The 12,278-nt window shown below is 65.7% G+C and carries 11 protein-coding genes; all 11 read right to left on the reverse strand.

Annotated features, from left to right (window positions below; genetic code table 11):
• Positions 1-36: 36 nt before the first annotated feature.
• Positions 37-1,251, reverse strand: coding sequence for a methionine adenosyltransferase (metK, locus tag A2J02_RS12890; RefSeq protein WP_032397994.1), 1,215 nt, complete (start codon positions 1,249-1,251; stop codon positions 37-39).
• 181 nt (positions 1,252-1,432) lie between these two features.
• The gene (gene coaBC / locus A2J02_RS12895) at positions 1,433-2,683 is read right to left on the reverse strand and encodes a bifunctional phosphopantothenoylcysteine decarboxylase/phosphopantothenate--cysteine ligase CoaBC (protein ID WP_156516212.1); all 1,251 of its coding nucleotides are present in this window, start codon (positions 2,681-2,683) and stop codon (positions 1,433-1,435) included.
• 23 nt (positions 2,684-2,706) lie between these two features.
• On the reverse strand, positions 2,707-3,012 hold the full coding sequence (gene rpoZ, locus A2J02_RS12900) for a DNA-directed RNA polymerase subunit omega (protein WP_032377808.1): 306 nt from the start codon (positions 3,010-3,012) through the stop codon (positions 2,707-2,709).
• A gap of 72 nt (positions 3,013-3,084) precedes the next feature.
• A complete protein-coding gene (gene gmk / locus A2J02_RS12905; RefSeq protein WP_068050551.1) occupies positions 3,085-3,696 on the reverse strand; it encodes a guanylate kinase in 612 nt (203 codons plus the stop codon).
• Between the two features lie 5 nt (positions 3,697-3,701).
• The gene (gene mihF, locus A2J02_RS12910; RefSeq protein ID WP_008716579.1) at positions 3,702-4,022 is read right to left on the reverse strand and encodes an integration host factor, actinobacterial type; all 321 of its coding nucleotides are present in this window, start codon (positions 4,020-4,022) and stop codon (positions 3,702-3,704) included.
• Between the two features lie 209 nt (positions 4,023-4,231).
• Complete coding sequence (pyrF, locus tag A2J02_RS12915; RefSeq protein ID WP_068050552.1) at positions 4,232-5,059, reverse strand: orotidine-5'-phosphate decarboxylase; 828 nt, start codon at positions 5,057-5,059, stop codon at positions 4,232-4,234.
• A gap of 27 nt (positions 5,060-5,086) precedes the next feature.
• A complete protein-coding gene (carB, locus tag A2J02_RS12920) occupies positions 5,087-8,425 on the reverse strand; it encodes a carbamoyl-phosphate synthase large subunit (protein ID WP_068050553.1) in 3,339 nt (1,112 codons plus the stop codon).
• On the reverse strand, positions 8,425-9,555 hold the full coding sequence (gene carA / locus A2J02_RS12925; RefSeq protein WP_068050554.1) for a glutamine-hydrolyzing carbamoyl-phosphate synthase small subunit: 1,131 nt from the start codon (positions 9,553-9,555) through the stop codon (positions 8,425-8,427). Before carA ends, carB begins: the two co-directional genes overlap by 1 nt.
• Positions 9,552-10,058 (reverse strand): PH-like domain-containing protein, encoded by a 507-nt coding sequence (locus A2J02_RS12930; RefSeq protein ID WP_068050555.1) that lies wholly within the window; start codon positions 10,056-10,058, stop codon positions 9,552-9,554. Before A2J02_RS12930 ends, carA begins: the two co-directional genes overlap by 4 nt.
• A gap of 4 nt (positions 10,059-10,062) precedes the next feature.
• Positions 10,063-11,379 (reverse strand): dihydroorotase, encoded by a 1,317-nt coding sequence (locus A2J02_RS12935; RefSeq protein WP_156516213.1) that lies wholly within the window; start codon positions 11,377-11,379, stop codon positions 10,063-10,065.
• The coding region (locus tag A2J02_RS12940; RefSeq protein ID WP_068050557.1) for an aspartate carbamoyltransferase catalytic subunit at positions 11,376-12,278 on the reverse strand (903 nt) is incomplete at its 5' end. The genes A2J02_RS12940 and A2J02_RS12935, both read right to left, overlap by 4 nt.

A 12,278-nucleotide genomic window follows, 5' to 3' on the forward strand; every position in this document is an offset into this window, starting at 1 on the left:
GCGAGCAGGGTACGTGCAGAACGGTCGAAGCCGAACTCAGAGTCCGGCAGCCTCGCGAAGCTTGCCGGCGCGATCGGTGGACTCCCACGGAAGATCGATGTCGGTGCGGCCGAAGTGACCGTACGCCGCGGTGGGCGCGTAGATCGGTCGCAGCAGGTCCAGATCACGAATGATGGCACCGGGACGCAGGTCGAACACCTCGCTGATCGCCGCCTGGATACGCGCGGGATCGGTCTTCTCGGTGCCGAACGTCTCGACGAACAACCCGACCGGTGCCGCCTTGCCGATGGCGTACGCCACCTGGACCTCGATGCGATCGGCGAGACCGGCGGCGACAGCGTTCTTCGCGACCCACCGCATCGCATAGGCAGCACTGCGGTCGACCTTGGACGGGTCCTTGCCGGAGAACGCGCCACCACCGTGCCGTGCCATGCCGCCGTAGGTGTCGACGATGATCTTCCGGCCGGTCAGTCCGGCGTCGCCCATCGGTCCACCGAGGACGAACTTTCCGGTGGGATTGACCAACAGACGCACGTCGGACGTGTCCAGTGTCGGCACGTCCAACTCGGCGAGCACCGAGCCGAGCACCTTCTCCCGAATGTCCGGAGTGAGCAGGTTGTCGAGGTCGATGTCGGCTGCGTGCTGAGTCGAGATCACGACGGTGTCGAGGCGAACGGCGTTGTCACCGTCGTATTCGATAGTCACCTGTGTCTTGCCGTCCGGACGCAGATACGGCAGCACTCCGCTCTTGCGAACCTCGGTCAGTCGCCGAGAGAGCCGGTGCGCCAACGCGATCGGCAGCGGCATCAGCTCAGGAGTGTCGGTGTTGGCGTAGCCGAACATCAACCCCTGGTCCCCCGCGCCCTGACGGTCGATCTCGTCGTCGGACAGTCCCTCGACCCGGGCCTCGTGCGAGTGATCGACGCCCTGAGCGATCTCGGGCGACTGCGCGCCGATCGCAACGTTGACACCGCACGAATTTCCGTCGAACCCCTTGGCCGACGAGTCGTACCCGATCTCGAGCACCTTCTCGCGCACGATCTTGGGGATGTCGGCGTATGCGGTGGTGTTGACCTCACCCGCGACATGCACCTGGCCGGTGGTGACCAGGGTCTCCACGGCCACCCGAGCACGCGGATCCTCCGTCAGCAGAGCATCGAGAATGGAATCGCTGATGGCGTCACAGATCTTGTCGGGGTGACCCTCTGTGACGGACTCGCTGGTGAAAAGCCGACTACCGGACTTGCTCACGGACTTCCTCTCGACGCATGTTCCTGCCCGACCCGACGCCTCGCGCCGGTCGGGCACTCCACGAAAATTGACGTTCCCTCGGTGTTATCGCCCCTGCCGGAGCCGCGCAAACCTCTACGGCACTACACGTGGTGCCCAGCACGGTAGCCGGTACGACATCGATCGTGCACTCTCGGCATCGTCACGGATTCGACTTCGGTCGAGTACTCCGCGCATCGAGCATCTGCGCCACCGAATCCAGCACGCGGCTCGCGAGAAGTGCTTTGGAGCCCTCGCCGAGCGCCGCCTCGGAACCGTCGGAACCGAGCAGCCAGCCGTCGTTGTGGTCGACCTCGAACGCCTTGCCGTCCCCGACAGCGTTGACCACGAGCAGGTCGCAGCCCTTGCGTTCGAGCTTGGCCCGCGCGTACGTCAGCACGTCGCCGTCCGCGTCCCCGGTCTCGGCGGCGAATCCGACGATGACCGTCGACGGTTCGAGCTCACCGTCGCGGCGAGCCGACACGAGACCGGCGAGTATGTCGTCGTTGCGGACCAGCGGGATCGACGACGGTTCGTCGGCCCCCTTCTTGATCTTGCTGCCCGCGATGGACTCCGGGCGGAAGTCGGCGACCGCGGCCGCCATCACCACGGCGTCGACACCGACGGCAAGTTTGCGAACGGCCTCCTGCATGTCCGACGCCGTCTTGACGTGCACCACGTCGACCGCGGCCGGAGCGTCGAGGTCACTGGTGTACCCGGCGACCAACGTCACCTGGGCTCCTCGTTGCGCTGCCACTCGCGCGAGCGCATATCCCTGCTTGCCCGAGCTTCGGTTGCCCAGAAAACGAACCGGATCGAGAGGCTCGCGAGTGCCCCCGGCAGAGACCAGAACACGGCGTCCTTCGAGATCGCGAGGAAGCGCGTCCCCTCGCTCGGTCACCAGCATGGAGAGCGCGAAGATCTCGTCCGGCTCCGGCAGCCGACCCGACCCGGTGTCTCGCCCGGTCAGACGCCCCGATGCCGGTTCGATCACGTGTGTTCCGCGAGAACGAAGGGTCGCGACGTTGGCGACCGTGGCGGGGTGCTCCCACATCTCGGTGTGCATCGCCGGAGCCAGGACCACCGGGCACCGCGCCGTGAGCAGGGTGGCCGTCAGAAGATCGTCTGCGCGTCCCCCCGCGATGCGGGCCATGAGGTCCGCGGTGGCGGGGGCGACGACGACGAGGTCTGCCTCCTGACCCAGGCGCACATGCGGAACTTCCGGCACGTCCGCGAACACCCCGGTGTGTACCGGTTGGCCGGACAACGCCTCGAATGTCGCACGCCCGACGAACTCCAGGGCGGATGCGGTCGGAATAACCCGTACCTGGTGCCCGCCCTCGGTGAAACTACGGATGAGCGAACAACTCTTGTAGGCGGCGATACCTCCGCCGACTCCGACGACAACGTGCAAGTCAGATGTCCTCTGTGAGGTTCTTATTCGCCTTCGGTGTGCTCGAGCAGGTCCGCGTGGATCTCGCGAAGAGCGATCGACAGCGGCTTCTCCTGCAGACCGGGCTCGACCAGCGGTCCCACGTACTCGAGGATGCCGTCACCGAGCTGGTTGTAGTAGTCGTTGATCTGGCGGGCACGCTTGGCTGCGTAGATCACGAGGGCGTACTTGGACGAGGTGCGGGCGAGCAGCTCGTCGATGGGCGGATTGGTGATGCCGAGCGGCGTGTCGTAGGCCGGCAGAGCGCTGCGTCCGTCGAAGTCGGAAACGGCCGCTGAAATGCTGCTCACTGATGATCTCCTGAAATTGCATCGTTGGTGCTACGAACTAGCTGGTCGGGGCCTCATGCGCCGTGAAACTGGTCAGCTGTTGCCGACCGACGACCTACCGACCAACAAGGATACCAACTGTTCGCACGAATGGTCGACATCGGTATTGACAACCACCGTGTCGAACTCGTCCTGTGCGGCCAATTCCACCCGTGCGGTCTCCAATCTCCGCTCGGTGGCCGCGCTCTCCTCGGTCGCGCGCCCGACCAGACGAGAGACGAGGTCGTCCCACGTCGGTGGAGCCATGAACACCAGCATCGCCTCGGGCTTGGACACCCGCACGGCACGGGCACCGGCCAGATCGAGCTCGAGCAACACCGGGCTACCCGCCTCCAGCGCGGCCTCCACCGGTGCGGCCGGAGTCCCCGACCGCTGCAGACCACCGTGAATGCTCGCCCACTCGAGCAACTCGTCGTCGGCGATCATCCGATCGAACTCATCGGCCGACACGAAGTGGTAATCCTGACCGTCCACCTCACCGGGCCGCGGCGCTCGCGTCGTGACCGACACGCTGAACACCAGCTCGGGCAGCGCAGCACGCACGAGCCGAACGACACTGGACTTGCCGACGCCGGAGGGGCCGGACAACACCACCAACCGGCCGCGCTCGATCTCCGGGACCGATGTCGCCGCAGTGTCAGTCACCGTCGTCAGGCCTCGAAATCGAACTTCGTCAACAGCGCCTTGCGCTGCCGATCTCCGAGACCGCGCAGTCGACGGGTGGGCGCGATCTCCAATTCCGTCATCAGCTCCGCGGCCTTGACCTTGCCCACCTTCGGCAGGGCCTCCAGCAACGCAGAGACCTTCATCTTTCCGAGAATCTCGTCCGTCTCGGCATCTGTGAGCACCTGCTTGAGATCGGTGCCCCCGCGCTTGAGGCGCTCCTTGAGCTCGGCGCGCGCTTTCCTGGCGATCGCTGCCTTCTCGAGGGCAGCGGCACGCTGCTCGGGCGTCAACTGGGGAAGGGCCACTGTCGGTTCCTCCGTCTTCTCGTTCTGGGCGATACGACGTGCACGATCGCTGTCGGCACGTCGACCATCGATGTTTCACTGCCACGGACCACGTTCATCGGCGCTCCGCACCGGCGATCCGCACTGTTCGTCGGCAGCGCTAGCGACCGTACCGACGACTGCCGCTCACCGCTAACCCGCCCCCGAATGCCGCAGGGCGGCAGCGTCGACTATGCGAGACCGGCTTCGATCTCGTCGCGCAACCGCATCGCCGCGTCGCGCAATGCCGTCACCGACGGACCTGCCGCCAGGACACCCCGAGAGGAGTTGGGAAGCAACAGCTCACGCGAATCGCGGAAGATCTCCGCGAGATCCGCAACCGTTGCTCCCTGCGCTCCCAGACCCGGCGCGAGGATGGGTCCGGTGTAGTTCGACAGGTCGAGACCGTGATCACGAGTGGCACCGACGACCAAGCCCACCGTGTCGGCGTCGACGCGGTTGCGCTTCCCCGCCGCGTCGACGATCGACTGAGCCACCGTCTCGCCGTCCGAGGTCGCCGCCTGCTGCAGGGCCGAGCCCTCCTCATTCGAGGTCCGAGCCAGCACGAACAGACCGCGCCGGTGTCGCACCGCTCGATCGACGGTCTCCCCCAGTGAATCGAAGCCAAGGTACGGCGACACCGTCACTGCATCCGAGGACAACGGAGAATCGGGTTCCAGCCAGGCCTGCGCGTACGCATCCATCGTGGTTCCGATGTCGCCGCGCTTCGCATCGGAGATCACCAGGGTGCCCGCATCCCGAAGCACACTCACAGTGCGTTCGAGCACCGCATACCCGGCAGATCCGTACGCCTCGAAGAACGCCACCTGAGGCTTGACGATGGCCACCTCGCCGACGAACGCCTCGACGCACAGCTCGGCGAACACCTCGAGACCGTCCGCCGAGCGAGGCAGGTCCCACGCCTCGAGCAGCGCCGGGTGCGGATCGATTCCGACACACAGTCGACCACGGGCCGCAACCGCGGCGCGCAACCGATCCGACCACGTGTGATGACTCATTGCTTTCCCCGCTCTCCCTGACCTACCTCAGCCTTCGAGACCTTGCTTCAGACCGGCGTGCAGGTCCTGCAACGAGCGAACACCGATTCCTCCGGCGATGCCGGCTTCGATGCCCTGCACCGCTGCCGACGCACCCTGCACCGTGGTGATGCACGGAATGTTCTGCGCCACTGCCGCGCTGCGGATCTCGTATCCGTCGACGCGGGGGCCGGAGTTGCCGTACGGGGTGTTGATCACCATGGCGATGTCACCGGCGAGAATCCGGTCGACGATGGTCCGCTCCCCTGCGGGCACGTCCTCACCGGACTGCTTGTAGACCTGTTCGCATTTGATTCCGTTGCGCCGCAACACATCTGCGGTTCCTTCGGTCGCCAGGATCGTGAAGCCCAGATCCGCCAGTCGCTTCACCGGGAAGATCAGTGATCGCTTGTCCTTGTTGGCCACCGATACGAACACCGCGCCACCCGCAGGCAACGAGCCGTACGCCGCAGTCTGACTCTTGGCGAACGCGGTACCGAAATCGAAGTCGATTCCCATCACCTCACCGGTGGACTTCATCTCCGGGCTCAGCAAGGTGTCCACTCCGGTCCCGTCCGCGCGGCGGAACCGGTTGAAGGGCAACACCGCTTCCTTGACGGCGATCGGGGATCCGGCCGGGACGGTGCCACCGTCTCCGGTCTCGGGCAGGATTCCCGCGGTCCGGAGTTCGGCGATGCTCTCCCCGAGCATCACGCGAGCGCAGGCCTTCGCGAGCTGAACTGCCGTCGCCTTGGACACGAACGGAACCGTGCGGCTCGCGCGAGGATTGGCTTCGAGGACGTACAGGATGTCGTCCTTGAGTGCGTACTGCACGTTGAGCAGACCGCGTACGCCGATGCCCTTCGCGAGCGCCTCGGTGGACCGTCGGACGTTCTCGATGTCGGTCTTGCCCAGCGTGATCGGCGGCAACGCACAGGCCGAGTCGCCGGAGTGGATACCGGCCTCCTCGATGTGTTCCATGATGCCGCCGATGTAGACCTCGGTGCCGTCGCACAGTGCGTCGACGTCGATTTCGACTGCGTCTTCGAGGAACCGGTCGACCAGCACCGGACGGTCGTCCGAGATCTCCGTCGCGTTGGAGATGTACGTGGCCAGCGATGCCTCGTCGTACACGATCTCCATGCCGCGTCCGCCGAGCACGTAGGACGGGCGCACCAGCACCGGGTAACCGATTCCGGCGGCGATCTCACGGGCTCCGTCGAACGTCGTTGCGGTGCCGTACTTCGCTGCCGGCAGTCCGGCTGCGTCGAGCACCTTGCCGAACTCGCCCCGGTCCTCGGCGAGATCGATGGCCTCGGGCGACGTTCCGACGATCGGGACGCCCGCGGCCTTCAGTCGCTTGGCGAGTCCGAGCGGGGTCTGACCGCCGAGCTGGACGATGACGCCTCGCACCGTGCCCGACGCGGCCTCGGCCCGGTACACCTCGAGGACGTCCTCGAAGGTCAGTGGCTCGAAGTACAGGCGGTCGGCGGTGTCGTAGTCGGTGGAGACGGTTTCCGGGTTGCAGTTGACCATCACCGTCTCGTACCCGGCCTCGGACAGTGTCTGCGCCGCGTGCACACAGCTGTAGTCGAATTCGATGCCCTGACCGATGCGGTTGGGACCCGAGCCCAGGATGAGCACCTTGGGGCGGTCCGGCTGCGGGGCCACCTCGGATTCGGCGTCGGGGTCGAGTTCGTAGGTGCCGTAGTGGTACGGCGTCTTGGCCTCGAACTCGGCGGCGCAGGTGTCGACCGTCTTGTAGACCGGACGCACACCGAACTCGGTACGCAGCGCACGCACACCGTCCTCACCGCCGAGTTCGGGACGCAGAGCGGCGATCTGTCGGTCGGACAGTCCGTGGTACTTCGCCTGACGCAGCAGCGCCTCGTCGAATTCGGCCGCCTCGCGGACCTGGACGCCGAGTTCGTGGATCTGCTGGAACTGATCGAGAAACCAGGGGTCGATCTTGGTGGCCTCGAAGAGCTGCTCGAGGGTGGCGCCCATCGCGAAGGCCTTCTCGATCCCGTACATCCGACCGTCCTGAGGAACGGACAGGTCCTTCAGCAGAGCGTCGAGGCTCTCGGCCTCGACGTCGGGGCCGGTCCAGTACCCCGCGCGCTTGGTTTCGAGCGAGCGCATCACCTTGCCGAATGCCTCGGTGAAGTTGCGGCCGATGGACATCGCCTCACCGACGGACTTCATCGTCGTGGTCAGCGTGCCGTCGGCACCGGGGAACTTCTCGAACGCGAACCGCGGTGCCTTGACGACCACGTAGTCCAGGGTCGGCTCGAAGCAGGCCGGGGTCTCGCGGGTGATGTCGTTGACGATCTCGTCGAGGGTGTAGCCGATGGCCAGCTTGGCGGCCATCTTCGCGATCGGGTAACCGGTTGCCTTCGATGCCAGCGCCGACGAGCGCGACACGCGGGGGTTCATCTCGATGACGACGAGGCGGCCGTCCGCCGGATCCATCGCGAACTGGATGTTGCAGCCACCGGTGTCGACGCCCACCTCACGGAGGATGTCGATGGAAAGGTCGCGCATCTTCTGGTACTCGCGGTCGGTCAGCGTCATGGCCGGGGCGACGGTCACCGAGTCGCCGGTGTGTACGCCCACTGGGTCCACGTTCTCGATGGAGCACACTATGACCACGTTGTCGCGGCCGTCGCGCATCAGCTCGAGCTCGTATTCCTTCCAGCCGAGGATGGACTCCTCGATGAGCACGTTCGCCGTGGGTGAGGCCGACAGACCGCCACCGGCGATTCGGGTCAGGTCCTCGTCGTTGTAGGCCAATCCCGAACCGAGACCGCCCATGGTGAACGACGGCCGTACGACGACCGGGAAGCCGAGCTCGGCGACGGTCTCGCGCACCTCGTCCATCGTGTAGCAGACGGCAGACTTGGCGGATTCGCCACCGACCTTGGTCACGATGTCCTTGAACTTCTGCCGATCCTCGCCGCGCTGGATGGCGTCGAAGTCGGCACCGATCAGCTCCACGCCGTACTTGGTGAGAATGCCCTGATCGTGCAGTGCAACAGCGGCATTGAGCGCTGTCTGTCCACCCAGGGTGGCGAGCACGGCCTGGATGGGGTGGCCCTGCTCGGCCTCGCGGGCGAAGATCTTCTCGATGAACTCCGCAGTGATCGGCTCGACGTAGGTGGCGTCGGCGAACTCGGGGTCGGTCATGATCGTCGCGGGGTTGGAGTTGACGAGGCTGACGCGCAGGCCTTCCTCGCGCAGCACTCGGCAGGCCTGGGTGCCGGAGTAGTCGAACTCACAGGCCTGACCGATGACGATCGGGCCGGATCCGATGACCAGGACGTGGTTCAGGTCTGTGCGGCGTGGCATTACTTCTTCTCCTGAAGGACGCTGGTGAAACGGTCGAAGAGGTAGGCGGCGTCGTGTGGACCTGCCGCGGCCTCGGGGTGGTACTGCACGGAGAAGGCGCTACCGCTGATCAGTTCGACGCCTTCGACGGTGCCGTCGTTGGCGCAGGTGTGGCTGATCCGGGCGCGGCCGAAGTCGGTGTCGAACTCCTCGCCCGCTTCGCCTTCGAGTGCGAATCCGTGGTTCTGCGCGGTGATCGCGATGCGTCCGGTGGTGTGCTCGATGACCGGGATGTTCATGCCGCGGTGGCCGAACTTCATCTTGTAGGTGCCACGGCCCAGTGCCCGCCCGAAGATCTGATTTCCGAAGCAAATACCGAACAGCGGCAGCTCACGTTCGAGTACCTGCCTGGTCAACGCGACGCTGGTGTCCGCCGTGGCCGGGTCGCCCGGTCCGTTGGAGAGAAAGACACCGTCCGGGTTCAGTTCCAGAACCTGCTCGATGGTGGTGTTCGACGGCACCACGTGCACGCGGATACCGCGCTCGGCGAACATCCGCGGAGTGTTGGTCTTGATACCGAGATCGACTGCGACGACGGTGAACCGAGCATCACCGGACGGCTCGATGGTGTAGCCGGCTCCGGTGGTCACTTCACCGGCGAGGTCGGCACCGAGCATGGACGGCTGACCGACCACCTGCTCGAGCATCTCCTCCGAGGTGCCGAGTGCGTCGCCGGAGAACACCCCCGCTCGCATCGACCCGCGGGTGCGCAGGTGCCGTACCAGGGCGCGTGTGTCGATTCCGGCGATGCCCACCACGTTCTGGGCCTCGAGCTGCTCCTGCAGAGTTCCGGTCGAGCGCCAACTCGAGGTGCGGCGCGCCGGATCTCGAACGACGTATCCGGCGACCCAGATCTTGTTGGGATCCTGGGCGCTGGCGGCTTCACCGTCCTCCTGGTTCCAGCCGGTGTTGCCGATCTGCGGCGCGGTCGCGACGACGATCTGTCGGTGATAGCTCGGGTCGGTCAGTGTCTCCTGGTACCCGGTCATTCCGGTACAGAACACGGCCTCGCCGAGGGTGCGCCCCTGTGCGCCGAATGTGGTGCCGCGGAATGTCCGGCCGTCCTCCAGAACAAGAACTGCGCTGCTCACGCGGTTTCCTCCTTGGTTTCTCCGGTGGAACTCGCTGTCCACACCGGGTAGATCTGCTTGTCGTCGGCCCGGAAGCCGGTGTCTATCTCGGTCCCTGTCGGGAGCTCCCAACGAATGACCAGAAGCCCGTCCTTGGTCATGACCTTGCCCGCCAACCCGCGCTCGGTGCGGATCGCACGAATCGATTCCGCTGGAATCCAGATGGGAGATTCACCGTCTCGATCGAGCAGAATGCCCTTCTCGTATCGCGACAGTTCGCCGGTGGCGCGATGGCCGATGTCGCCGACGGCGATCCGGTCCTGCCAGCTCGGCGCGATGGTGCTGCCGACGTACAGGCCGGTGGCCGGCTCGATGTGAGTGGCACCCAGATTTTCGGGCACGGCCGGGAATTCACCGATTCGGTCTTCCTGACGCTTCTGCCGTCCTCTCCAACCCCAGAAGATCAGGGCGATCATCAGCGCCCAGAACAGGACGAATCCGATGACGATGAGAACTCTGTCCACGGCTCTACTCTCCCGCTCTGTTCGCCACGACTCCGTCGCGAACGGTGATTCGTCCGCGCAACACCGTCGTGGTCACCTTCGAGGAGAAGGTCATGTCCTCGAACGGCGTGTTGTGTGCGACACTGGCCAGCTTCTCGCCCGAGACCGTCCAGCTCGAATTCGCATCCACCAGCGTCAGATTGGCGATCTCACCGACCTCGATGGGCCGTCCCTGATCAACCAGTCCGACGATTTCGGCAGGACGCTCGCTCATCACCCGCGCCACCCCGCGCCAATCGAGCAGGCCCGGGGTCACCATCGTGTCGACGACGATCGACAGTGCGGTTTCGAGCCCGAGCATCCCGGGACGGGCGATCGAGAACTCACAGCACTTGTCCTGTTCGGCATGCGGCGCGTGATCGGTTGCCACACAATCGATCACACCGTCGGCCAGGCCCTTGCGCAGGGCGTCGACATCGGATTTCTCGCGTAGCGGCGGGTTCACCTTGTTGATCGCGTCGTACGTCTCGAGCCGCGAATCGTCCAGCAGCAGGTGATGCGGGGTGACCTCGGCAGTGATCGAAATACCCTGTCCGCGTGCCCATTTCATCAGCTCGACGGTTCCCGCGGTGGACGCGTGGCAGATGTGCACCCGCGCACCCGCGTCACGGGCCAGCAGGGCGTCGCGCGCGACGATCGATTCTTCTGCCGCGCGTGGCCAACCGGCCAGTCCGAGCCGCGCCGCAGTGGGGCCCTCGTGGGCGACGGCACCGACGGTGAGCCTGGGCTCCTCGGCGTGCTGAGCGATGAGGACACCGAGCGAACTCGAGTATTCCAACGCCCGACGCATGATCAGTGGATCGTCGACGCAGTGGCCGTCGTCCGAGAACATCTTCACCCGGCCGATTCCCGCTGCCATCGTGGCCATCTCGGCGAGCTGCTTGCCCTTCAAACCGACCGTGATCGCACCGACCGGGTGGACGTCGACGAGGCCCACTTCCTGTCCCCGACGCCAGACGTGATCGGTGACCACCACCGAGTCGGCAACCGGATCGGTGTTCGCCATCGCGAACACCGCGGTGTAGCCGCCCAGAGCCGCTGCCGCCGAACCGGATTCGATCGTTTCGGTGTCCTCGCGGCCGGGTTCGCGCAGGTGCGTGTGCATGTCGACGAATCCGGGCAGCAGAATCTGGCCGCGGGCATCGACCACCTCGGCTCCGTCGGCGTCGAGGTCCGCACCGATTCCGGCGATCTCTTCGCCGGTGATCAGAACGTCGGTCTCGGGGCCCTCGCCGTACAGCAGCACGCCGCGGAGCAGGACGGAGGTCGCAGGTGCGTTCACGATGCACCCCCGTCCGAACCGACCAGCAATCGGAACAGCACCGCCATCCGCACGTGAACTCCATTCGTAACCTGTTGCAGAACTGCAGTTTTCGGAGAATCGGCCACCGAGGACGCGATCTCCATACCGCGGAGCATCGGACCCGGGTGCAGGACGACGGCGTGCTCGGGCAGCAGGTCGAGGCGGCGCTGCGAGAGCCCGTACGTGATCGAGTACTCACGAGCGGAGGGGAAGAATCCGCCGTTCATTCGCTCGGCCTGCACTCTGAGCATCAACACCGCGTCCAGACCGGGCAGTTCGGCGTCGATATCGTGCGAGACCCGCACCGGCCAGCCGGTCACTCCGACGGGCAGCAGGGTAGGTGGTGCGATCAGCACCACTTCGGCACCGAGCGTGGCCAGCAGGATCGCATTCGAGCGCGCCACCCGGCTGTGCAGGATGTCGCCGACGATCGCCACCCGACGGCCGGCGATGTCCCCGAGTCGTTGACGAACCGTCAGGGCGTCGAGCAGGGCCTGGGTGGGGTGTTCGTGGGTACCGTCGCCTGCGTTGATCACCGCCGGGCCGCCACCAGTTCCCTGATCGGCGGTCCATTGTGCGATCTGGTGTGCAGCACCCGATGCCGGGTGTCGGACGATGAGGGCGTCGGCACCGGCAGCGCGCAACGTCATCGCGGTGTCGCGGAGCGACTCCCCCTTCGACACCGACGAGCTGCTGGCGCTGACGTTGATGACATCGGCGCTCATCCACTTGCCTGCGACCTCGAACGAGACGCGGGTGCGCGTCGAGTTCTCGAAGAACACCGTCATGATGGTGCGTCCGCGCAGTGTCGGTAGTTTCTTGACCTCGCGGCCGAGAAGCGCCTGCTCGAATCGTTCGGCTTCGTCGAGGATCTCGGT

This window comes from Rhodococcus sp. EPR-147, assembly GCF_001647185.1.
In the GTDB taxonomy this organism is placed as follows: domain Bacteria; phylum Actinomycetota; class Actinomycetes; order Mycobacteriales; family Mycobacteriaceae; genus Rhodococcoides.

Coding starts and splice junctions, on each gene's coding strand:
- pyrF (WP_068050552.1), bottom strand. CDS start 5,059: ATGAGTCATCACACGTGGTCGGATCGGTTGCGCGCCGCGGTTGCGGCC.
- carB (WP_068050553.1), bottom strand. CDS start 8,425: ATGCCACGCCGCACAGACCTGAACCACGTCCTGGTCATCGGATCCGGC.